Source organism: Candidatus Limnocylindrales bacterium, from assembly GCA_035626395.1.
Classification (GTDB): domain Bacteria; phylum Desulfobacterota; class Binatia; order UBA1149; family CAITLU01; genus DASPNH01.
On record DASPNR010000002.1, the window covers coordinates 114,995 to 138,602 of the forward strand.

Annotated in this window: 18 protein-coding genes; 6 read left to right on the plus strand and 12 right to left on the minus strand. The window is 68.7% G+C overall.

All coding sequences use genetic code 11. From position 1 onward, the window contains the following. Positions 1–4 precede the first annotated feature (4 nt). Entirely contained in the window at positions 5–1,798 is a 1,794-nt protein-coding gene (locus VEC57_00890) for a trypsin-like serine protease (protein ID HYB97666.1), read from the plus strand. Positions 1,799–1,940: 142 nt separating this feature from the next. Here VEC57_00890 and VEC57_00895 read toward each other — a convergent pair whose 3' ends face one another. Next, a complete protein-coding gene (locus VEC57_00895) occupies positions 1,941–3,440 on the minus strand; it encodes a radical SAM protein (protein ID HYB97667.1) in 1,500 nt (499 codons plus the stop codon). A gap of 166 nt (positions 3,441–3,606) precedes the next feature. Here VEC57_00895 and VEC57_00900 point away from each other — a divergent pair, with 166 nt between their 5' ends. Next, positions 3,607–4,047: a hypothetical protein gene (locus VEC57_00900; GenBank protein ID HYB97668.1), complete on the plus strand. Its 441-nt coding sequence runs from the start codon at positions 3,607–3,609 to the stop codon at positions 4,045–4,047. 37 nt (positions 4,048–4,084) lie between these two features. On the opposite strand, the gene VEC57_00905 is transcribed toward VEC57_00900, so the two are convergent. After that, entirely contained in the window at positions 4,085–5,719 is a 1,635-nt protein-coding gene (locus VEC57_00905; GenBank protein HYB97669.1) for a ribosome biogenesis GTPase Der, read from the minus strand. Between the two features lie 412 nt (positions 5,720–6,131). Here VEC57_00905 and VEC57_00910 point away from each other — a divergent pair, with 412 nt between their 5' ends. After that, the gene (locus VEC57_00910; GenBank protein ID HYB97670.1) at positions 6,132–6,437 is read left to right on the plus strand and encodes a hypothetical protein; all 306 of its coding nucleotides are present in this window, start codon (positions 6,132–6,134) and stop codon (positions 6,435–6,437) included. A gap of 153 nt (positions 6,438–6,590) precedes the next feature. Here the strand turns inward: VEC57_00910 and era are convergent, their stop codons facing one another. The 9 genes from era to VEC57_00955 are packed head-to-tail and all read right to left on the minus strand — an operon-like array spanning position 6,591 to position 17,688. After that, on the minus strand, positions 6,591–7,490 hold the full coding sequence (gene era, locus VEC57_00915; GenBank protein ID HYB97671.1) for a GTPase Era: 900 nt from the start codon (positions 7,488–7,490) through the stop codon (positions 6,591–6,593). A 53-nt stretch (positions 7,491–7,543) separates the two neighbouring features. Continuing rightward, entirely contained in the window at positions 7,544–8,272 is a 729-nt protein-coding gene (rnc, locus tag VEC57_00920; protein ID HYB97672.1) for a ribonuclease III, read from the minus strand. A gap of 43 nt (positions 8,273–8,315) precedes the next feature. Beyond that, a complete protein-coding gene (mtaB, locus tag VEC57_00925) occupies positions 8,316–9,611 on the minus strand; it encodes a tRNA (N(6)-L-threonylcarbamoyladenosine(37)-C(2))-methylthiotransferase MtaB (protein HYB97673.1) in 1,296 nt (431 codons plus the stop codon). Beyond that, positions 9,602–10,735: a tRNA 2-thiouridine(34) synthase MnmA gene (gene mnmA, locus VEC57_00930; GenBank protein ID HYB97674.1), complete on the minus strand. Its 1,134-nt coding sequence runs from the start codon at positions 10,733–10,735 to the stop codon at positions 9,602–9,604. The genes mtaB and mnmA overlap by 10 nt, the downstream gene beginning before the upstream one ends. Beyond that, positions 10,732–11,874, minus strand: a complete 1,143-nt coding sequence (locus VEC57_00935) for an aminotransferase class V-fold PLP-dependent enzyme (GenBank protein HYB97675.1) — start codon at positions 11,872–11,874, stop codon at positions 10,732–10,734. The genes mnmA and VEC57_00935 overlap by 4 nt, the downstream gene beginning before the upstream one ends. 12 nt (positions 11,875–11,886) lie before the next feature. Continuing rightward, positions 11,887–13,527 carry a citramalate synthase gene (gene cimA, locus VEC57_00940; GenBank protein HYB97676.1) on the minus strand — a complete coding sequence of 547 codons (1,641 nt, stop codon included), beginning with the start codon at positions 13,525–13,527 and terminating at the stop codon, positions 11,887–11,889. Beyond that, complete coding sequence (locus VEC57_00945; protein ID HYB97677.1) at positions 13,524–15,296, minus strand: aspartate kinase; 1,773 nt, start codon at positions 15,294–15,296, stop codon at positions 13,524–13,526. Before VEC57_00945 ends, cimA begins: the two co-directional genes overlap by 4 nt. Further along, a complete protein-coding gene (locus VEC57_00950; GenBank protein ID HYB97678.1) occupies positions 15,293–16,906 on the minus strand; it encodes an NAD(P)H-hydrate dehydratase in 1,614 nt (537 codons plus the stop codon). Before VEC57_00950 ends, VEC57_00945 begins: the two co-directional genes overlap by 4 nt. Beyond that, positions 16,906–17,688 carry a pyridoxine 5'-phosphate synthase gene (locus VEC57_00955; protein HYB97679.1) on the minus strand — a complete coding sequence of 261 codons (783 nt, stop codon included), beginning with the start codon at positions 17,686–17,688 and terminating at the stop codon, positions 16,906–16,908. The genes VEC57_00950 and VEC57_00955 overlap by 1 nt, the downstream gene beginning before the upstream one ends. A gap of 132 nt (positions 17,689–17,820) precedes the next feature. Here VEC57_00955 and VEC57_00960 point away from each other — a divergent pair, with 132 nt between their 5' ends. The 3 genes from VEC57_00960 (at position 17,821) to VEC57_00970 (ending at position 22,125) form a co-directional block, all read left to right on the plus strand. Continuing rightward, positions 17,821–18,150 carry a hypothetical protein gene (locus VEC57_00960; protein ID HYB97680.1) on the plus strand — a complete coding sequence of 110 codons (330 nt, stop codon included), beginning with the start codon at positions 17,821–17,823 and terminating at the stop codon, positions 18,148–18,150. Between the two features lie 210 nt (positions 18,151–18,360). Beyond that, complete coding sequence (locus VEC57_00965) at positions 18,361–21,447, plus strand: hypothetical protein (protein HYB97681.1); 3,087 nt, start codon at positions 18,361–18,363, stop codon at positions 21,445–21,447. A gap of 204 nt (positions 21,448–21,651) precedes the next feature. After that, entirely contained in the window at positions 21,652–22,125 is a 474-nt protein-coding gene (locus VEC57_00970) for a MaoC family dehydratase (protein HYB97682.1), read from the plus strand. Positions 22,126–22,134: 9 nt separating this feature from the next. Here VEC57_00970 and glmM read toward each other — a convergent pair whose 3' ends face one another. Then, positions 22,135–23,607, minus strand: coding sequence for a phosphoglucosamine mutase (gene glmM / locus VEC57_00975; protein ID HYB97683.1), 1,473 nt, complete (start codon positions 23,605–23,607; stop codon positions 22,135–22,137). Position 23,608: the final 1 nt, after the last annotated feature.

Consider the following 23,608-nt stretch of genomic DNA (forward strand, 5'->3'; position numbering starts at 1 on the left):
GCCGATGGGGATTCTTCAGTACGACACATTCCGCAAGCATCTGGCAGTCGCCGTGACGGCGGCGGTCGTCTTCCTTCTGAGCGGCGCGGCCGGCGCCGGGGCGGCAACGCCTCGCATCGTCAATGGCCTGGCGACGCATGACTTCCCGACCACGGGGGCGCTGCTGCACAGTGCCAGCGATCCCATCACGGCGACCAATGCCGGCGCCTGGTGCAGTGGAACGCTGATCGGCTGCAGCACGTTCCTGACGGCTGCCCACTGCGTCGAAGACAACGGCAATGCCGCCTACTACTGGGTCTATCTGCAGCACGGCGGCATCTACACGGTCGCCAGCATCACCTCGCACCCGCTCTACGACGGCTCCAGTGGCAACGACGTGGCCATCGTCAAGCTGGCCGAGCCGGTCGAAGGCATCGACCCGACGACCTTCAACTCCACGCACGATCTGGATGCGATGGGAGTGGGCCTGCCCGGCAGCATCGCCGGCTACGGGCAGACATCCGGCAGCGGCAACGATTACGGCATCAAGCGTCACGGCGACGTCGTCACCGCCGACTGCGATACCTCCGAGACCGACGGAGAGGGCAACGACCGCCTGGTGTGCTGGGATTTCGCCGATCCGGTCGGCGCGCCCGGCGAGGACTCCAACACCTGCAACGGGGATTCGGGGGGGCCGCTGTTCATGGAGTTCAGCGGCGTTACCGAAGTGGTCGGAGTGACCTCGGCCGGCTCCTCGGCCGATTGCCTCGCGCACGACCATAGCTGGGACGCCAGCGTGTACTTCAATCGCACGTTCATCCAGGCGCAGCTCGGCGTCGATTCGACCTCGACGTGCGGAGGCCTGCCGCCGGTCGGCGATGGCGACGTCACCGTCACGGCCGACTCGGGCACGCTCAGCAGCGGCAACACGAGCGACGCGCACATCGTGAGCATCGCGCCCAATTCCCAGCTGGCCCGCTTCACGTTCAACGGCGAGGACACCGGCAGCTTCAAGGCCAGTTTCTACGTGAAGGCAGGCTCGGGGGGCGCCGGCCCCGGCAACTTCGATTGCAAGGCCGACGGCGGCGTGGTGTTCGCGGCATGCGAGTTCGAGAACCCGACGCCTGGCGACTGGTCCATCGCGCTCGTGCGCAGCTCGGGCGCAGGTGACTACCAGATCACGACCACGCAGTTCGGCGGCGATCCGCCGATGTGCGGCAACAACGTCGTCGAAAGCGGAGAGGACTGCGACGGCACCTCCGATGATGCCTGCGACGGGTTGTGCAGCGGCTGCGCCTGCCCGGCGCCCATGTGCGGCAACAACGTCGTCGAGAGCGGCGAGGAATGCGATGGCACCTCCGATGACGCGTGCCCCGGGATGTGCCTGGGCGGCTGCAGCTGCGACGGCGGGTGCTCCGAGAGCGACCTCTACGGCCTCTCGATCTACTCGACTGCCGACAAGTTCCGCTACAAGGCGTACCTGTACGATCCCGCCGGCGAGTATGCGGGGCTCGATCCGCGCGAAGGCTTTGCGCTCTCGATCACCGACGGCGGCGGCACTGCATCGATGGAGATTCCCGGCGGCGACATTGGATGGCTCAAGTCGCAGCCGGATCTCGGCAAATACAAGTGGAAGGGCGACGGCAGCATCGACGGGCTGCTGCGCGTCAAGTTCCAGCGCAAGGCCGGGTTCCCCCACGACTATTGGCAGCTTCAGGTGAAGGGACGCGCGGTGCCCGGAGGCGGCGACATCGACGTGCTGGCGGTGCTGGACTACCTCCTCACCGTCGATGGCACGTGCCATACGGAAAGCTGGTAGCAGCCATGCTGACGCGCCGGCGGTTCTGGACTGGCTGCCAGCCCTGAGGAAACGTGTCGCGTGAACTGTCAGGCGGTGCGGCGGCCAGTGCCGGCGCACCGCCGAGCGCGGCGAATGCTCAAATGCAAGACCGGACCCCGGTTCAGGCCGGACGCATCTCCGCCGGAACGTCGCGCTTGAAGAAGTTGCGCGCGGCGCCGCTCTTGTTGCGCAGGTAGGTCGAGGCGCTCGAGGCCAGGCGCAGCAGGAAGCGCGGCTCGCGGATCATCAAACCGGCGATGCCGCGCAGGACGTCGTGGCGCTGGTAGAACGTGCGGTAGCATTGCTCGAAGTACGTCTCGAGGATGTCGACCGACAGGCCGTGCGGGACGAACACGAAGTTCATCGCGTTCATCTGCTCCCAGTTCTCCTCGAAATGCCCATGCTGGTGAATCGTCGGATAGGCCGGGGTTCCCGGGTACGGCGTGAACTTCGTGATCTGGGCCATGTCGAGCTCGACCGTCTTCAGGAAGTCGAGCGTCTCGGCCAGGCTGTCCAGGCCCTCGGTGGGATGACCGAGCATCACGTAACCCTTGGCACGGATGCCGGCGGCCCGTGTCATCCGCAGCGTTTCGCGCATCTTCGGGATCTTCACCTCGTGCTTGACGACCTGCAGGATGCGCTGGCTGCCCGACTCGATGCCGTAGTTGATCTGCCAGCAGCCCGCCCGCTTCATGAGCTGCAACGCGGGAAGGTCGAGGAGGTTGGGATGGCTGGCGCAGCTCCACGTGAAGCGGAAGCCGTTGGCCAGGAACGCCTCGCACATCGCGATGACGCGGTCCTTTCGCACCGTGAAGAGATCGTCGACGAACAGGATGTGCCGGACGCCGAGGCTCTCGAGGTGGCGGCACATCTCGACGATGTACTCGACGCTGTGCATGCGGCCCTTGCGGCCCGAGGTCGAGCGGTCGCAGAACGTGCACGAGAACGGACAGCCGCGGGAAGTGATCAGCGACGCCACCGGCGTTCGCGGGTAGCTGAACAGCGTTGGCGAATAGTGGTGCGGAAAGTCGGCGAGCAGGTCCCAGGCCGGCATCGGCAGGCTGTCGAGGTCATCGAGAAACGGCGCGCGCGGATTGGCCACCACTCGTCCCTCGGGGGTGCGATAGGCCAGGCCCTGCACCGTCTCGATGGCGGCGCCGTCTTCGAGCCGCTCGAGCAGGTCGAACAGCGAGCTCTCCCCTTCGCCGACGATGCCGTAGTCGATATCGGGAAACGCCTCGAGCGTTCGCTCGGGCACCGCGCTGACGTGCGCGCCGCCGACGATGGTGACGACCCCAGGAACGGCCGCCTTGACGCGCGCCGCGATGCGCGCGGCGTTGGTGACGGAAATCGTGGTCGCCGACAGGCCCAGGTAGTCGGGCCGAAGCGCGGCGATCTGCGCGCTGACCTCCTCCAGAGGCCGGCCCTGCTCCTTGGCGTCGAGCAGATGGACGTTGTAGCCCCTGGCGCGCGCGACCGCGGCAAGGATCAGCACGCCCATACCGGGAATGGTCTCCTCGCCTTTTCGCAGACCGTCCAGGCTGCGATCCCAGAAGATGTAGGGCGGCTCGCAAAAGACGATGGTCTTGCCGGCTTTGGGGGCAGGTGCGGTTGCCATCATCGGTCCTGGCTATACCACGCGGCCGGGCTGGCAACATCTTGCGTTGCGCAGGTCTCGCTGCGCGCGGCAGATGAGGAAAGGGCGTTTGTGCATGCCCGGGCCGCCTCGAAAGCAGCACGTTTCGCCTGCCGGCACGCCCGTGTAGATAGGCGCGATGGAGGTCCCTATGAAGCGCTCTTACCCACTGTTTGTCGCAACCGCCTTCTCGATGGCCCTGGCCGCCGGCTGTGCATCCAGCAATCGGCCGGCACCCGAAGAAGAAGCACCGCCGCCGCCGCGCGCGGCCTCGGAGTCCAAGGCTTCACGGGCGGAGGCGCCGGCCAGGCCGGCTCCGGCAGCCAAGAAAGGTACCGCGGCCGCACCCGCAACCGGCAAGCTCTCCCAGGTCAAGGTGGGAATGGGTGAGGTCGAAGTGCGTGACGTCATGGGGCCACCCGACAACGAGCAGACGTACACGACGGGCAAGCAGTTCATCCCCGGCTACGTCGGCAGCGACACCGAGCGCACCGAATGGATCTACCGCGGCGAAGGCCGGGTGGTGCTGGTGCGCAATCGATGGTCGGGAAAGCTCAAAGTCACTCGCGTGCTACCCGATCCGAACCAGTAGGACGATCGGCGCGCTTCCGACGGTCGGCGCGAACGGCTCAGCCGTGATCGCGCTGGCCGTGGGAAGCGCGGCGAGTCAGCCGTAGGCGCAGGGGCGTGCCGGTCAGATCGATCTCCTCGCGAAAGCACCGCTCCATGAACCTCTGATACTCCTCGGGCACCTGCGCGCGGTTGGTGAAGATGTTGATCGTCGGCGGCCGCACCGCCGTCTGCGTGCCGTAGAAGAACTTGGCGCGCCCGGCGCCGAGCACGGGCGGCTCGCGCCGCTCCACCGCCAGCTTGATCAAGCGATTCACCTCGACCGTAGGAATGCGGCGGTTGTGCGCGCGGTGCGCCCGATCGATCAGCCGAAACGCCTCGTCGACGCCGCGGCCCTGCTTGACCGACATCGCGGCGATCGGCACCGGAGCCAGCGTGGGGTAGCCGCCGCGAATCTGACGCTCGACCGCGGCGACGCGGCCGGGTTCGACCAGATCGATCTTGTTGAGCAGCAGCACGAGCGCCCTGCCCTCGCTCCAGGCGCGGCGCGCGATGCGCGCGTCCTGGTCGGTCAAGCCTTCCGTGGGCTCGATGAGGAGTGCGACGACATCGGCCCGGTCGATCGCCTCGATGGAGCGCCGCACGCTGATCCGCTCCACGCCCTCTTCCACCCGTGATGGCCTTCGCATTCCGGCGGTGTCGAGCAGCACGTAGCGACGGCCGCGGCGCTCGATCTCGATGTCCACGACGTCGCGTGTCGTGCCGGGACGGTCATCGACGAGCGAGAGCTCGGCGCCGGCCACGTGATTGAGCAGGGAGGACTTGCCGACGTTGGGCCGGCCGACGAAGGCGACGCGGATCGGGTGCGTGGCGGCAGCAGCCTCGGCCTCGGCGGCGTCGGCGTCGGTGACTTCGCCAGTGACGCGAACGGCTGTGCGATCCTCGCCGGCGCTGCCGTCGTCATCGCGGGCTTGGCCGCCGTCATCGCCGGCGCGGGCGTCGGCATCGTCGGTACGGGCATCGTCATCGTCGGTACGGGGATTGTCATCGCCAGCGCGGGCGTCGGCATCGTTGCCGCTGCCGTCGTCGTCGCCGGCTACGTCGTCGTCGCCGGCGCGGGCGCCGTCACGGCAGGCACCGGCGTCGTCATCGTCGGGGACTACGGCAGCATCGCCGCGCGGCTCCCGGGGGTTGTCCGCGCGAGCCAGCAGCTTGCGGGCCTCGTCGAGGATGGCCATCTGCAGGTCCGTCATGCCCTGGCCGTGCTCGGCCGAGATGGTCAGCGGCGGATCGATACCGAGCGCGCAGAATTCCAGCGCCGTCTGCTCGCCGGCGCGTCCCTCGGCCTTGTTGGCCACATAGATCACGGGAAGGCCGCTGCGCGACACGAGCTCGACGGTCTCGCGGTCGAGCGGGCTGAGGCCATCCTTCGCATCCAGCAGCACCACGAGCAGATCGCTTGCGCCGATCGCACGCACGGTGTGCTCGTGCACGCGATCGGCCAGTGCGATCGTCTGCTCGCCTCCGAGGCCGCCGGTGTCGACGAGATCGAGGTCGATACCGTCCCACGAGACGGGCTCGGCGATGGGATCGCGTGTGACGCCCGGCGTATCGAGCGTGATCGCACGTCGCTTGCGGATCAGGCGGTTGAACAGCGTCGACTTGCCGACGTTGGGGCGGCCGACGATGGCCACCCGGAGGCGACTCCTGCTCATCGGCAGCCAAGCCGCTTCGGCGACACGATGCGTCGTGTGTAGGAGGACATGAAGCAGTGGTGAACGAGAAGGCGGTCGATGTCCACTTGCAGGGGGTCGTCGACTCGAGCCTGGCCGATGGAAGCTGCGCTTCGACTCACGAACGCGTCGCGGCTCCACGTTCGAGCGCCAGCGCCGCCGTCGGCGCTGCCAGCCCGTCCCCAACGCAAGCGACGTCGCCCCGGCCGTTCTGGCTCCCCTTTCTGCCGCGAGCACGCCGCCCGAATGCGTTCGCTGTGCCGTCTGCCGCCTCAGGATGAGATGTGGAGGCGTTGCTGGCGCCGGTACGGCAGCTAGCGTCGAAGGAATCCGGCAGGCTGCGCACGGCGCCGCGTGCGGAGGGGAGACGCAAATGAGGAATGCGATTCAAGCATGGCGCGCGATGGTGCCCACCATCCTGGCGCTCCTGCTCATGGCCATGGGCGGCCCCGCCCTGGCGCAGACGAGCTCCGATACGATCGGCGGCATGGGCGAAGCGACCGGTCCCGGAACCGACGACCGTATCCATCCGCGCAACCCGAACCCGGCCGTCAACGAGGCCAACGACAAGGCGCGCGAGACGGTGCTCGAACAGAATCGGGGCGTGAACACGAACACCGACTCGGGCCGTCCGAGCAGTGGCGCAAGGGAAGCGGCCGAGAAGAAGGCGGCGCAGTAATCGAACGGGACCGCGCGTGTCGACGCACCCGACGAAGACGATCGACAGCTTCCGCCTCCGACGGCGACCCGCACCGTTCACGCGAGGATCGCAAACACCCAGGTACGCGCGCCGATAAAAGCCGCGCCTGGCCGCGCGCCCGTCACCGCCCGCTCAGAGCCCGAGTTCCTCCAGAAACCGCGGATCGTCCTGCCAGCCGGGCTTCACCTTGACGAACAGCTCGAGGAAGACCGGGCGGTCCAGCAACTCCTCGATGGTCTTGCGTGCCGCGACACCGACGGCCTTTATGCGCGCGCCGCCCTTGCCGACGATGATGCGCTTGGAGGATTCGCTGTCGGTGAAGATGGTGGCGGTGATCGAGGTGTGCTTCTTCTTATCCTCGAAGACATCGATGACCACGGCCACGCGATAGGGCAGTTCGCGCTCGAGCTGCAGGAACAGCTGCTCGCGCACCAGCTCGGCCACCAGGAAACGCTCGGTCTGATCGGTGACCTGGTCGGGCTCGAAGAAGAAGTCGGCCTGGGGGAGCCTCGACGCCAGCAGATCGAACAGCTGCGGCACCCCATCGCCCGTCTTGGCGCTGAGCGGAAAGATGTCGGCTCCCGGCACGAGCCTGGCCACCTCCTCCATGATCGGCAGGAGCTTGGGCTTGGCGGTGACATCGGTCTTGTTGATGACGACGACCGTGCGCGAGGGGTCGAGGTTCTCCGCCTCGATGCGATCGACGGTCCGGATGCCGCGCGTGCCGTCGATGACCCACAAGACGACGTCGGCCTCGCGCACACCGGCGCGAGCCTGCGCGTTCATGCGATCGTGCAGGAGGCCCTCGCTCTTGTGCAGCCCGGGCGTGTCGCAGAAGACGATCTGGATGTTGCCGCGCGTCTCGACGCCGAGCAGGCGCGTGCGCGTGGTCTGCGGCTTCGGAGTGGCGATGGCCAGCGGCCGGTCGAGGATGCGATTGAGCAGCGTCGACTTGCCGACGTTCGGTGCGCCGGCAATGGCCACGTAGCCGGCACGGCGAGGCGAAGAAGCTGGCGCGTCCTGGTCCGACATGCATTCTCCTCGAGCGCTATTGCGAGCGACCGCCCACGTCGCGGCGGCGTCGTTCAAGCACTGGTCTGCTTGTCCTGGCGACGCTTGATTTCGGCCACCGCCGCCTGCGCCGCCATCTGCTCGGCAGACTTGCGGTTGGGGCCTTCGCCCTGGGCAAGAGACTCGCTGCCGAGGCGGATCGCAACCTCGTAGTGGCGGGCATGATCGGGACCCGATACCGAGATGACCGTGTACGTGGGAGTGGTCCTGTACAGGCGCTGGGTCAGCTCCTGCAGCTCGGTCTTGTAGTCGGTGCCGGAGGGGACGGCGTTGGCGATCTGATCCGCGAAGGTACGCTCGACCACCGCGCGCGCCGCAGGATAACCGCCGTCCAGGAAGACGGCTGCCACCACCGCTTCGTAGCAGTCGGCCAGGATGCGCGACTTGTGCTTGCCGCCGCTGCGCGCCTCGCCCTTGCCCAGGCGGACCCAGCGCCCGAGATCGAGCTCGCGCGCCACGTGCGAGAGGCCGCGCGCACTGACGAGGGCGGCGCGCATGCGGGTCAGCTCGCCTTCGGTGCAGCCCGGGTGCTGGCGCATGATCAGGTCGGAGGCGGCCAGGTCCAGAACCGCATCGCCGAGGAACTCCAGCGTCTGATTGCTCTCGGCGGCCTCTTCGGTCGCGGCCGAGCTGTGCATCAGCGCGCGCTCCAGCAGCGTTCGGTCGTGGAACTTGTAGCCGAGCGCCTGTTCGAGCGATTCGACGTCGCCGGGCGGCTCGTGCTCGTCGTGATGCCTGGTCAAGCCAACGCCCCCGTCGCACGTCTCTGCACGTGGTCCCGCAGGTTCACGCGAGCGTCCCCGTCATCCGCTCGCCGTTGTCGCCGTCGATGCGGACTTCGGCCAGGCGGTTCATCCAGCGGTCGTCGGCATCGCACGTCACCGGCAGATAGTGCTCGGAGTACCCTTCGAGCGATGCCGATTCGGGACGGCGGCGGTTCTCGAACAGGACTCGCACGTTGCGGCCGACGAAGCGGCGGCGGTAGCGCGAGCGCAGGTCGCGGTCCAGCTCGCGCATCTGCCTTGCGCGCTCGTGCACGAGCGAATCGGGCAGCGGGCGCCAGCGCTTGGCGGCCGACGTCGAGCTGCGCTGCGAGTACGGGAAGACGTGCAGGTAGGAAAGGCCGAGGTCGCAAAGGAAGGCCGCGGTGTTGGCGTACTCCTGCTGCGTCTCGCCCGGAAAGCCCGTGAGCAGGTCGGTGCCGATGCAGACGTCCTCGCCGACGCGATCGCGCAGGCGCCGCAGCGCCGCAGCCGCTTCGGCGGCCGTGTAACGTCGCTTCATGCGCGACAGGACGCCGTCATCGGCCGACTGCAGCGGCACGTGGAAGTGCGGGCAGAACAGCGAGGAGTCGGCGACGACGTCGAGAAAGCGATCGGTCAGCTCGGGCGGGTCGACCGAGCTGATGCGCACGCGCAGCGGCGGACGGCGCTCGGCGATGCATTCGAGCAGCCATGCCAGGTCCACCGGCGGGTCGAGGTCGGCGCCGTAGCCGCCAAGATGGACGCCGGTGAGCACGACCTCGCGAAATCCCCGCGCGGCCAGGCGCTCGATCTCGTCGAGGACCACGCGCGCCTCTACGCTGCGGCTCTTGCCGCGCGCTACCGGCACGATGCAGAACGTACAGAACAGGTCGCAGCCTTCCTGGACCTTGACGAACGCGCGGCTGCGGCCCGAGAAGCTGCTGATGCCCAGCGTGGCCACATCGCGGGCGTGGCGCAGATCGGAGACGGCGATGGTCTCGGTCATCTCGCCGGCAACGGCCGCGAGCAGGTCGCCGAGGCGGCCGAGGCCGACCACGTAGTCGACGTACTCGAGCTCGGCGATGGAGGCCGGGCTGACCTGCGCGTAGCAGCCGGTCATGATCACGCGCGCCTTGGGATTGGTGCGGCGGGCGCGGCGCGCCAGGCGGCGCGAGTCGGAGTCGGCGCGGTCGGTGACGGTGCAGGAATTGACGACGTAGGCGTCGGCCTGCTCATCGAAGTCGACGCGATGCCAGCCCTTGTCGCCGATGAGCTTCTCCAGCACGGCGCTGTCGTACTGGTTCACCTTGCAGCCGAGGGTGGCGATGGCTACGCGCATGCGACGCCCTCCGAGGCGGTGCTCGCCGGCACCGACCGCTCGATCCAGCCTCCGCCGAGGACCTCCTCGCCGCGGTAGAAGACGACGGCCTGTCCGGGCGTCACCGCTTCCTGCGGCGCCTGAAAGCGCAGCTCGACGTGGTCGGCCGCCACGCGCGCGAGCACGGCAGGCACGGCGCGATGGCGATGGCGGATGCGCGCTTCCACGGCCTGGCCCTCTTCCAACGGCGCGCCGCCGATCCACCGCACGTCGCGTGCGATCAGCCCCGGGCGCAGGAGGTCGCGACGGGGGCCGACGGTGACGGTGCCGGAGGCGGCGTCGATGCGCGAGACATAGAGCGGCTCGGCCGCCGAAACACCGAGGCCCCGGCGCTGGCCGACGGTGAAGTGATGAATGCCGCGGTGGCGCCCGAGCGAGCGCCCCCGCTCGTCGACGATTTCGCCGGCCGCGCCGGCAACTCCACTCATGCGCTCGACCACGTCGGCGTAGCGGCCGTCGGGGACGAAGCAGATCTCCTGGCTCTCGGGCTTCTCGGCGGTGGCGATGCCGCGCGAGGCGGCGTACTCGCGCACTTCCTGCTTGGTCATGTCACCGACCGGGAAGAGCGTACGCGCGAGCTCGGCGGCCGTGATCTCGAACAGGAAATACGACTGGTCCTTGGAGGAATCGCGCGCCTTGAGGAGGCGCGGCCGGGCTTCGCGGTCAATGCGCGCGTAATGTCCCGTAGCGATCCACTCGGCGCCGAGCTCGGCGGCGCGCTGGCGCAGCGTCCCGAACTTGATCGAGCGGTTGCACAGGATGCACGGGCTCGGCGTGCGGCCGGCCAGGTACTCGGAGACGAACGGATCGATGACGCTGGCGCGAAACTGCGCGCGCATGTCGAAGACGTAGTGAGCGATGCCGAGACTTGCCGCCACGCGCTCGGCGTCCTGGAAGTCCTCGAGGCTGCAGCAGCCGCTCGAGCTGCCGCCCGGCCGCTCCTCGGCAAGACGCAACGAGATGCCGACGACCTCGTGGCCCTGCTCGGCCAGCAGCGCCGCGGCCACCGAGCTGTCCACGCCGCCGCTCATGGCGACGACGACGCGCGTGCCGGCAGCCGGCATCCGTGCGGCTCGCGCGTTCATGCCGCTGCCGCCGCCTTGCGCGCCGCCGTCAGCAGCGCGGATGCCAGTGCCTCGACGTCGTCGGCGGTGGTGGACCAGCCCATGCTGATGCGCAGCACGCCTCCGTAGTAGCGCGGCTCGATGCCGAGCGCGCGCATGACGTGCGAGGGCTCGGGAGACCCGGCGGCGCAGGCCGAGCCGGAGGAGATGCAGAAGCCTGCGAGATCCAGCGCCGCAATCAGCGAATCGGCGTTGCCATTGGCCACGGCGATCGTGAGCGTGTTGGCGAGGCCTTCGGGCGGAGTGATGCGCAGCAGGTCGATGTTGGCCGCCGCCAGCGTCGACCACAGGCTCTCGCGCAGCGCGCACAGGCGGCGGTGCTCGCTGTCCATGTCGGCCAGCGCCGCATCGGCGGCCGCGCCCATGGCGGCGGCGCCGATGACGTTGGGAGTGCCCGCGCGAAGGCTCCATTCCTGCGGGCCTCCGGTCAGCAGCGGCCGAAGCAGCGAGCGCATGCGCGGCGAGAGCATCAGGGCACCGATGCCCGGAGGCGAGCCGAACTTGTGACCGGACATCGCCAAAGAATCGATGCCGTCGCCGAGGCGCAGCTTCATGCGCCCGGCCGCCTGCGCGACGTCCAGATGCACGAGCGTGTCGGGCGCGCAGGCGCTCACGACGTCGTCGACATCCAGGACGTGGCCGCTCTCGCCGTTGGCCTGGCCCAGGCACAGCAGCGAGGGGCCGCGCGAGGTCAGCGCGGCGATCTCGTCGCGATCGTAGCAGCCGTCGCTGCGCGGCTGCAGGCGCACGATCGCCGTGCCCTGCTCTTCCAGCGCTGCCGCCGTTGCCAGCACCGAGTGATGCTCGATCTGCGAGGTGAGGATGGTGACTTGCGGCACCGCGGCGGCGACCGCACGCATCACGGTGTTGTTGGATTCGGTGGCACCCGAGGTGAAGACGACGTCGCGCGGCGCGCAGCCATCGGCGAGCTCGGCCACCGATCGCCGCGCCGCCTCCAGCGTCTGCCGCGCGCTGCGGCCGCGTGCGTGCATGCTCGAGGGATTGCCGCCCCCCTCCTCCATCCACGCCGTCATCGCCGCCGCGGCCTGCGGGCGCAGAAGGCTGCTGGCGTTGTAGTCGAAGTAGCCGCGCGGCTGCACGAGAAACCTTCTTCAGGCCCCGCTGCGACGGGCCTGCACGGGACGCGAGCGTCCGGCGCCGACGCGGCGGCGCGAGCCGGACAGCTCATCCTGCAGGAGCTTGTAGACGACGCTGTCGACCAGAGCCTGCCAGCTCGCCTCGACCACGTTATGCGAGACGCCCACTGTGCCCCAGCGGCGCGCGCCGTCGCCCGACTCGATCAGCACGCGCACGCGCGAGTCGGTGCCGGCCTTGCCGTCCAGGACGCGCACCTTGTAGTCGTGCAGCTGCACCTGCTCGATGGCCGGATAGAACTTGGTCAGCGCCTTGCGCAGCGCGCGGTCCAGGGCATTGACAGGGCCGTTGCCTTCGGCCGCCGTGTGCTCGATGGCTCCCTCGGGGCCTTCGATCATGACGGTGGCCTCGCAGACCGTCTCGCCGTCCTCGTGTCGCTTCTCGTCGATCACGCGAAAGCCGATCAGCTTGAAGAAGCGCTGGAAGGGATGGAGGTTGCGGCGCATCAGCAGCTCGAAGGACGCCTCGGCGCCCTCGAACTGGAAGCCCGAGTGCTCGAGGTCCTTGAGGTGCCCGAGAAGCGAGGCCAGCTCGTCGTGGCGGCCTTCGACCTCGATGCCGAACTGCTCGGCCTTGCTGACCACGTTGCTGCGGCCCGACAGGTCCGAGATCAGCACGCGCTGCTCGTTGCCGACGACCATCGGATCGATGTGCTCGTAGGTCTCGCGGTTCTTCCGAACGGCCGCGACGTGCAGGCCGCCCTTGTGCGCGAACGCGCTGCGGCCCACGTACGGCAGGCGCCGCTCCAGCTCCACGTTGGCCAACTCCGCGCAGAAGCGCGAGACCTCGGTAAGATGCGCGAGCTGGCTGTCGCTGACGCACTGGTAGCCGAGCTTGAGCTGCAGGTTCGGGATGATGGTGCACAAATTGGCGTTGCCGCAGCGCTCGCCGAAGCCGTTGATGGTTCCCTGCACCTGCACGGCGCCCGCCTCCACCGCAGCCAGGGAGTTGGCCACCGCGCAGCCCGAATCGTTGTGGCAGTGGATGCCGAGCGGCGTGCCGATTCCGGCAGCCTGGCGCGTGATCTCGGCGATGCGGCCCGGCAGGGAGCCGCCGCGAGTGTCGCAAAGGCACAGCAGGTCGGCGCCGGCCTCGGCGGCCGCCCGCAGGCACGACAGCGCGTACTGCGCATTGGCCTCGTAGCCGTCGAAGAAGTGCTCGGCGTCCAGGATGACGCGGTCGGTGCGGGACTTCAGGTACTCGACCGACTGCGCGATCAGCTCGAGGTTCTCCGCGAGCTCGATGCGCAGGTCCTCGTGCACGTGCATGTCCCAGGTCTTGGCCACGATCGTGACCACCGGCGTGTTCGCTTCCAGCAGCGCGGCGATGTTGGCGTCGTCGGCCGCCGGCCTGCCGGGACGCTTCGTCGACCCGAATGCCGCGATCTTCGCGTTGCGCAGGCGGACCTTCTTGATGTCGTCGAAGAACGCGGCATCGCGCGGGTTGGAGCCGGGCCAGCCGCCTTCGATCACTGCCACGCCGAGCTCGTCGAGCTTTTCGGCGACCGCGACCTTGTCGCGAACGGTATAGGTGACACCCTCTCCCTGCGTGCCGTCGCGCAGCGTGGTGTCGTAGATCTCGATGCAGCGCGCCGTCATGAAGCCGCCACGGGCTCGATGGCCCGCGCCTCCGGGCCGAGGAACGTCGAGTGCAGCGCGCGCACGGCCGGATCGACCTGCTCGGTGTCGACGACGACCGAGATCTTGATCTCGGAGGTCGTGATCATCTGAATGTTGATGCCTTCGGCCGCCAGCACCTCGAACATGCGCGCCGCCACGCCGGCGTGATTGCGCATGCCCAGTCCCACGACGGAAACCTTGGCCACCTTGGACTTGGCGTTGACGCCGCGCGCGCCGATCTTTCCCTGGATCTGCTCGCAGATCTTGCGCGTGGCCTCCAGGTCGTTCTGCGCCACGGTGAAGGTGACGTCGGTGCGCCCGCCGGCGCTGACGTTCTGCACGATCATGTCGATGATGATGCCGGCCTCGGCCAGAGGAACGAAGATGGAGGCGGCAAGGCCGGGGCTGTCGGGAACGCCCTCGATGGTCACCTTTGCCTGATCGCGCTCGAAGGCCACACCGGAAACAAGGATCTCTTCCATCGTCTCGTCCTCGGGTACCACCCAGGTTCCCTCACTGTCGTCGAAGCTGGAGCGTACGTGCACGCGCACCTGGTAGCGCTTGGCGCATTCCACCGAGCGAATCTGCAGGACCTTGGCGCCGAGGCTGGCCAGCTCGAGCATCTCATCGTAGCTGATCGTGTGAAGCTGGCGGGCGTCGGGGCACACGCGCGGATCGGTGGTGAAGACGCCGGTGACGTCGGTCAGGATCTCGCAGACGTCCGCTTCGAGCGCGGCTGCCAGCGCCACGGCGGTGGTATCGGAGCCGCCGCGCCCGAGCGTGGTGATGTTCTGATCGTCGTCGACGCCCTGGAAGCCGGCGACCACGGCCACGCAGCGCTCCTCGAAGGCCTGCTCGATTCGCGAGCAGTCGATCGAGCGAATCCGCGCGCGGCCGAAGCTCGAGTCGGTCTGGATCTGCACCTGGTGGCCGAGCAGCGAGATGGCGGGCACGCCGATGTCGTTCAGCGCCATGGCCAGGAGCGCGCAGGAGACCTGCTCGCCCGTGGAGACGAGCGAGTCCAGCTCGCGCGGATGCGGCTGCGGGGAGACCTGGCTTGCCAGCGCCAGCAGGCGATTGGTTTCGCCGGACATCGCCGAGGCGACGACCGCGATCTGGTTGCCCTCGTCGTAGTAACGCTTGATGCGCCTGGCGACCTCGTGGATGCGCTCGGGGCTGCCGACCGAGGTTCCTCCGTATTTCTGAACGATGCGGGTTGTGTCTGCCATGAGCGAGCCTGCCGCTCGCGCGGCTTCCTCCATCCCAACGCCCCTGAATTCCAGGCGAATCGACCTACTGTCGCCGGATTCGCAGGCGACTTCAATGCGCACGAGGCGCTCGGGCTGCGGACCGACGTAATAGTCCCACCACTCCACCAGCGTCACCGCCGGCGAGTCGACGGCGTCGAGCAGGCCGATGCTTTCGTAGACGCGCTCGGCGTCGTCTTCGGTCACGCCCGCGAGGCGGTAGAGATCGGCGTGGACGAAGCGCTGGCGGCCTTCCTCGTATTCGACCAGATAGACGAAGGTCGGGCTGCAGACCGCCGATGGATCGATACCGAGGCCGTCGGCCAGGCCGCGGGCCAGTACCGTCTTTCCCGCGCCGAGCTGGCCGACGATGCCGATGACGACGGGACCGCTCAGGGTCCTGCCGAGGACGCGGCCGAGCGCCTCGGTCTGTCGTTCGCTCGTGCTGCGAAGCTGGAGCCGGTGCTCGGTCTGACCGTGCTGCTCGCGCGACGGGGTCACCGCTCGGATAGCCTTGCCAGAACGGCGGGCAAGGCGTCGGCAACCTCGCCCGCCAGGAAGCCGGGACCGCCGGTGATGCGCGCCATCTCGTCGCCAGCGGCGCCGTGGGCGTAGACGGCAAGCCTGGCGGCGTCCAGGTCATCGAGAATGCGACCGGCCACAGCGCCGCAGATGCCGGCCAGAACGTCGCCCATGCCGGCGCAGGCCATGCCGGAGTTGCCGCTGCTGTTGATGGCCACCAGCTCGCCGTCGGTCACGATCGTGCCGGCGCCCTTGAGCACCAGGACACAGCGCAGGTCCCGCGCGGTGTTGATGGCGATGCCGAGACGGTCTGCTTGAACTTCCTCGATCGACCGGTTGACGAGGCGGGCCATCTCGCCGGGATGCGGAGTGAGGATGGGGAACGGCGCGTCGGGGCGACGCGCCAGCAGCGAGATGCGCTGCTCGTGGTGCAGTGCCGACAGGACGTTGAGCGCGTCGGCATCAAGAATCACCTGCCCTTTTGCCGCGCGCAGGATCTCCGAAACCGCCTCAACGGCGCCGGGGCCGGTGCCGAGGCCGGGCCCGGCAACGATGGCATCGAAGTCATCGAGCATCGCATGCAGGGCCCGCACCGAACCCGTCGAGATTTCGCCTGTTTCGCCGTCATCGACGAGCGCCCGCGTCATCGCTTCGGGAAGCGCCGCGGCAACGTCGGGCTGGACCGAGGCCGGTGTGGCCACGGTGACCAGGCCGGCGCCGGCGCGCAGGGCGCCGCGAGCGGCCAGGATGGCGGCGCCGGACTTGCCGGGCGACCCCGCCAGGATCAGCACGTGGCCGCGGTCGCCCTTGTGGGCCATCGGCGACAGCAGCGGCAGTGCGCCGGCCATCGTCGCTTCGTCCATCAGGGTCGCCACCGGCTGAAGGCCGACCTGGCGCGGCGGCAGCAGGCCGATGTCGACGACGTAGACACGGCCGGCGTGCGCGGGTCCCTCGCCGACGAACAGGCCCGGCTTGGCGGCGCCGATGGTGGCGGTGGCGCGGGCACGCACGGCCGCTCCGAGCGGCCGGCCGGTGTCGCAGCAGAGGCCCGAGGGAATGTCGGCGGCCAGGACTGGCAGGCGCGCGTCGTTGAGGTGCTGGATCAGGTCGGCGGTGGGGCCGGTGACGTCCTTGTCCAGGCCGGTGCCGAAGATGGCGTCGAGCACGAGCATGCCGTCGCGCGCGGCGGCATCGATGGCGTCGTCGGCACCGGAGGGATCGATCACGTGCCCGCCGAGCTGGCGCCAGCGCGTCAGGTTGGTGCAGGCGTCGGTACCGGCACGCGGCTCGCGGCCGATCATCGCCACCGTGCATTGCCAGCCTCGCGCCGTCAGCTCGCGCGCGACGACGAAGCCGTCGCCGCCGTTGCTGCCGCTGCCGGCGAGCACCAGCAGACGGCGCCGGTCGGCCGCGGCGGCGAGACCGGCAGAGGCAAGGCGCAGCGGGTCGGTCAGCAGCTGCACGATGGCTTCGCCGGCGCGCTCCATCAGATCGAGTCCGGCGGTGCCCGAGGCGATGGTCTTCTCGTCGAGCGCGCGCACGTCGGCGCGCGACAGGACGAAGGAGGCTGCGCTGGTCGGCTCGAGCATCAGGCGCGTTCCTGCGGGCGCGGCGGCGGCGCAGGCGCTTGCTGCTGGCGCGCGCGCACGCAGGTCTCGAGCATTTCCGCGGTGGCGCGCTCGATGCCGACCATGATCGCGCGGGCGACGATGCTGTGGCCGATGTTCAGCTCGACCATCTGTGGGATGGCCGCAATGGGAACGACGTTGCCGAGAGTCAGGCCGTGGCCGCCGTTGACCTGCAGGCCGCGCCGATGCGCGTGCGCCGCCGCCGACTGCAGGGCTTCGAGATGGCGTGCCACCGAGGCCGGAGCGGTGGCGTTGGCGTAGGCGCCGGTGTGCAGCTCGACGACGGTGGCGCCGACCTCGCCGGCGGCGTCGATCTCGCGCGCGTCGGGCTCGATGAAGAGGCTGACGGTGATGCCGGCCGCACGCATGCGCTCGATCATCGGGCGCAGCGTGCTTTCGCGGCCGGCCACGGCGAGGCCGCCTTCGGTGGTCAGCTCTTCGCGTCTTTCAGGAACGATGCAGACATCGTGCGGGCCGATCTCGCAGGCGAGGTCGGTCATGGCGGGCGTCGCTGCCACCTCCAGGTTCACCTTGGTCGTGACGAGCTTCATCAGCCGGCGGACGTCGTGCTCCTGGATGTGGCGGCGGTCTTCGCGAAGGTGGACGGTGATGCCGCCGGCGCCGCCGCGCTCGGCGGCGAGGGCCGCTTCGACCGGGTCGGGATAATCGACGCCGCGGGCCTGGCGGACGGTGGCGACGTGGTCGACGTTGACGCCGAGCCGGATGAGGGGAGGTTGGCTCATGGTCATGGGGTTGGGCGCTACCTGGAACCTGACCCATCAGGCGTTGGTTGTCGAGTTGCGACGCGGCGTTGCGCTGGCGCAAGGGGGCACGTCCGGTGCGGACGGGCATGCCGGTGTGGCACGGAAATGGACGTGGACCTCGTCGTCACGAGCATGAGCCTTCAGGTCGAGCTCGGCTGTCGTCGCACCAGTGTCGCGCCGCTGCCGCGCGGCCTCTCGCCGGGCATCCAGCCGCATGGCCGCGCTGGGATTCGGGAGCCAGGCACTGGAAGCCGATCAACCCTCCATGCATCGGACAGATCCGTGCGTTCGACACCGAACTCCATAGCGAAGATCTGCCGAAAAATCACGCCATCTCGCCAAGAGTCCGGCGCGTCCTTTGGCGTGTCCATGCTGTTTTGGCGGTTCTTTGACGCTCGCAGCTTCGGCGAACTTCGCGATCGTCGCTTCGGCGCGTTCTGATCTGCGTCGACCTTACGGGCCGCCGTCGCGGCGGCGTTTCGAGACTGACGCGGCCCCGCAAAGCGTCGTGCGGCGCGAGCATGTTCACTCGCCAAACCCCCCGCCGGTTTCGAAATGATCGTCGCGGCCTGCAGAACGCCGTGATCCTACTCGCTGGCCGTGGTCGATGGTTTATCGTGGAGGCGACCGAACCGCTGTGGGGGATCGTCCATGATCACGTTTCGGGCTGCCGCGAACGCCGCGTCCGTTGACCGCCGCATCCTCTCGACCGTCGTTGCCGTGTCCGCCGACCTGCGCATCCTGTCGACCTTCGCTGCCGCGCTCGCCGTCTCGAGCCTGCTCGCCCTCCGTCCCGCCTCCGCGGCAGCCGGGGTGCAGACCTCCGACCAGCAGCGCTGCATCAACGTCCTGAACAAGGCGGCACGGCGCGTGTCGACGGCGCAGGCAGCAGTCCAACGGGCCTGCCTTGCCGACGTCGCCGCGGGCAAAGCCGTCGATGCGGCTTCGTGCATCGAGGCCGATGCGAAGGGAAAGGTCGCCAAGGCTCGCGCCAAAGCGATGCTGCAGGCGGCGAAGAAGTGCTCGGAAACGCCGGCCTTCGCATACACGGGAGCTGATCAGGCGTCGGCCGCGGCGCAGAGCCAGCGCCTGGCGCTCCTGAACGATATGCTCGACTCCGGCTCCGGCCTCACGATTCTTTCCCGCGACGCCGACGCGGCTGCCGCCAAGTGCCAGAAGAAGGTCGTCAAGGCGGCCGATGTCTTCACCACCAAGGCCCTCGCCACCTTCAATGCCTGCAAGAAGGAGACGCTGGCGGCCGGCGCCACGGATGCCGTGGCTCTCGTCAGCGCCTGCGTGGACCCGATGCCATCGCTCGCCGACGATCCGGACGCCGCGCTCGGGGCGGCGGCCGCTCGCATGCTGAGCGCACGGACGACGTCATGCTCCACCGTCGATCTGCCCACCGCGTTTCCAGGTGCATGCGCCGCTGAGTCCACGGCCGATGAGTTCGATCGCTGCCTGCGACGGCGTGCGCTGTGCCGCGTGTGTCTTGCGCTCGACACGATGGACGCCCTCGGTGCAAGCTGCGATCTCGTCGATGACGCCGTCGCCAATGCGAGCTGCGGCGGAACCTCGACGACGACGCTGGCCTCGACCACGACCACCGCCCCTCCGACCTCCACGACCGTGCCGGTGACGACGACGCTGCCCACGACCACGACCCTCGCGCCCACCACCACCGTCACGACGACCTCGACGACCCTGCCGCCGGAGTTCATCGTCATCGCCGTCGGCGACACGGTATCCAACGGCGTGCCGGAGCCGGGCGCGGGCAACATCGAGACGGCAGGCTCTCAGGACTTCTTCGCGTTCTTCGCCGACTCCGGTGAGGAAGTGTTCTTCGACGAGCTGGGCGGCAACTTCATCCCGTGGCGAACCGAGGACGGCGGGGAGAATCCCGTCTTCGGCCTGACGCACCTCAATGGCGGCCAGCCCGGTCGCATCGTGCTGAGCCGCGGCGGCTGGTACCGCATCTTCGTCGGCAATCCCGGCGATCCGAACACCGGCACGTACAGCTTCAAGCTGTGGGCGGTGCCGGCCGACCACAGCTTCGCCATCGCCATCGGCGATACGGTCAGCAACGGCGTGCCGGGCAGCGGCGCCGGCAACATCGAGACGCCGGGCGTGCACGACCTCTATACGTTCGCGGGTACCGCCGGAGACGAGATTTTCTTTGACGAGCTGGCGCAGAGCGGGCTGCTGAACCATCCGCTCACGCTGCGCGATCCCGACGGCGACCTCGTGTTTCAGAACAACCTCGCCGGCGGCGACCCGGGACGCCTGACGCTGGAGCTGACCGGCACCTACACCGTCGACGTCGGCTCCCACACCAGCGATGCCGTGGGCACCTACTCGTTCAAGATCTGGGAAGTGCCGGCCGACCAGACGTTCGCGATAGCCATCGGCGAGATCGTCTCCAACGGAAGCCCTTCCTCGGGCGCCGGCAACATCGAGGTGCCGAGCACACGCGACTTCTACACGTTCACCGGGGCGGCGGGACAGGAAGTGTATTTCGATGAGCTGTCGCTTTCGGGACTCCTCAATCTCCCCTACCGGCTGCTCGATCCGAACGGCACGGTCGTCTTCAACAACAACCTCGGTGGCGGCGAGCCGGGGCGCCGCACGCTGACGCTGACGGGCACGTACACGCTCGAGGTCGGCACCGACACCAGCGATGCCACCGGAACCTACTCGCTGCGCATCCTGTCGGTTCCCGCTGACGACGAGTTCGCCATCGCCATCGGCGATACCGTCGCAAGCGGTGCTCCGATGAGCGGCGCCGGCACCATCGAAACGCCCGGGGCACACGACATCTACACGTTCACCGCATCGGCCGGAGAGGAGATCTACTTCGACGAGCTGTCTCAGTCCGGCCTGCTCAATCTGCCGTACGTGGTGACGGACGAGGACGGCGCCACCGTCTTCTCCAACAACCTGGCGGGCGGAGAGCCCGGGCGGCGCGTCCTGACTCGCGGCGGCACCTACACGATCGACGTCGGCTCGGACACGTCCGACGCGACCGGTACGTACTCGTTCCGGATTCTCGCGCAGCCTGCCGATGACACGAGCTCCATCTCCATCGGCGACGTCGTCAGCGATGGTTTCCCCGAGACCGGCGACGGCAACATCGAGGTTCCCGGCGCGCACGACATCTACACGTTCAGCGCGGCCGCCGGCGAAGTGGTCTACTTCGACGAGCTGAGCCAGACCGGGCTGCTCAACCTGCCCTATCTCGTCACCGACGAGGACGGCGCCACCGTGTTCTCGAACAACCTTGCCGGCGGCGAGCCGGGCCGGCGCGTGCTGACGCGCGGTGGCGAGTACACCGTCGACGTCGGATCGGACACTTCCGATGCCACCGGCACCTACTCGTTCACGATCCGCGATCAGCCCGACGACGACGTGACGGCGATCGAGATCGGCGATACCGTCAGCAACGGCTCGCCCGAGTCCGGCGACGGCAACATCGAGGTGCCCGGCGCACACGACCTGTACACGTTCGAAGCCGAGGCCGGCGACGTCGTCAATTTCCAGGAGGGCGCGTTCTCGGGCGTGCTCAACCTGCCATGGAAGTGCACGCATTCCAGCGGCACGGTCGTGTTCACCAACAACATCGGCGGGGCCAGTCCGGGCAACAAGACGCTGACGCAGGCCGGCACCTACACGATCGACGTCGGCTCCGACACCAGCGACGCCACCGGAACCTACGGCTTCACGATCACGCTCGTGCCGTAGGGAGCCGGCGGGCGCCGTACGGTTTGCTGCCGTTGGCGCGGCGAGTGGCCGCCCGCAGCGCCGACGCGTTGCCCGCAGCAGCCGGCAGCCGCCGTTCGCCCGGAGCAAACATGGCGGGTCGCCTGCAGTGCCGGGCCCGCCCGCGGCACGTCGCGCAGTTGCAGCGGTCGACAGCGCCCGGCGACCTTTGTACGTTCTGCGGCCATGAGCACGAACGCTGAGAAGGCATACGCCGTTTTTCAATCGTCGGTGGGTCAGGAAGAGGGCGTCGGCGAGTGGTTCGAGATCGATCAGGCTCGGATCAACCAATTTGCCGAGGTCACCAACGATCACCAGTTCATCCACGTCGATCCGGAAGCCGCCAAGTCGACGCCGTTCGGCACGACCATCGCGCACGGCTTTCTGACTCTGTCGATGCTGACCTGGCTGGACGCCTCGATCCCGAAGGATCCGGCGCGCTACTCGGGAATGGTCATGGGCGTCAACTACGGGTTCGAGAAGGTCCGCTTCGTCAGCCCGGTCAAGGTCGGCAAGCGCATTCGCTGCCGCAGCGTGCTGGCCAATGTCGAGCTGAAGGAGCCCTGGGTTCAGACGACGCGCACGATGACCGTGGAGATCGAGGGCGAATCCAAGCCGGCGCTGGTCGCCGACTGGATCACTCGCATCATGTACGGCTGAGCGTCGCGCTCAGCCCAGCACCGCTTCGATGGCAGCCGCGATCCTGCGTGCGTGCTCTTCGACCGCGCCCGTCTCCTCGCCTTCCACCATGACGCGAGCCAGCGGCTCGGTGCCCGAGAAGCGCACGAGCACGCGGCCGCGGCCGCCGAGCGCGCCTTCGGCCTCTGCGATGGCGCCGACGACGCTGGGGATGCTCGTCAGCTCCTTGCGCTCGCGCACCCGCAGGTTGATGAGCCGCTGCGGATACGGGCGGAAAACGCTCTTGAGCTCCGAGAGCGGTCTGCCCGAGACCTTCATGCACGTGAGCACGGTCAGCGCCGTCACCATGCCGTCGCCGGTCGTCGTGTGGCCGAGGCAGACGATGTGGCCGGACTGCTCGCCGCCCAGGATGAAGCCGCCTTCGATCATGCGCTCGACGACGTAGCGGTCGCCCACCGGCGTGCGCTCGAGCTTGATGCCCTGCTCGCGCAGCGCGACCTCCAGGCCGAAGTTCGACATCACGGTCGCGACGACCGTGTCGCTCGGCAGCTCGCCGCGCTTCTTCATCGACGTCGCCAGGATCGCGAGCACGTGGTCGCCGTCGACCTCCTCGCCCTTCTCGTCGACGAGAATGCAGCGGTCGGCGTCGCCGTCCAGCGCGATGCCGACGTCGGCGCCCATCGCACGGACCTCACGCGACAACGCGTCCACGTGCAGCGCGCCGACACCGTCGTTGATGTTGAGGCCGTCGGGCTTGACGCCGATGGCCGTCACCTCCGCGCCGAGCTCGGCCAGCACCACCGGCGCGATGCGGTGCGCGGCGCCGTGCGCGCAGTCGATGACGATGCGCAGCCCGTCCAGCGTCAGCTCGCGCGGAAGGACGTTCTTGAGGAAGACGTTGTAGCGGCCGCTGGCGTCGTCGATGCGCGTGACGCGGCCGATCTCGGTGGGCGCCGGACGTTCCTTGTCCACCGCCTCGCCGAACATCAGCGTCTCGATGTCGGCTTCGGCCGAGTCGGCCAGCTTGAAGCCGTCGGGCCCGAAGAACTTGATCCCGTTGTCCTGGAAGGGATTGTGCGAGGCCGAGATCGCCACGCCGGCGTCCGCGCGAAGGCTGCGCGTCAGGAATGCGATGCCCGGCGTGGGCATCGGCCCGACCAGCAGCACGTCCACGCCCATCGAGGTCAGGCCCGCGCACAGCGCCGTCTCGAACATGTAGCCCGAGATGCGCGTGTCCTTGCCGATGACGATCTTGTGGCGGCGCGGGCTTTCGGTGCGGAAGTGAAGGCCGACGGCGCGGCCAAGCCGCATCACCGTCTCGGGCGTCATCGGCTCCTGGTTGGCGACGCCGCGGATGCCGTCGGTCCCGAAGAGCTTTCGCTCGACGGCTGCGCCGCCCGAGCCGTTGCCCGAGGTCTTGCGCATCGGGCCGGCGGCCGCGCTGCCAGAGCCCGCGTTGCCGTCGCCGGCGCGCCCGCCGTTGCCCGACTTCGCGCCGGCCACC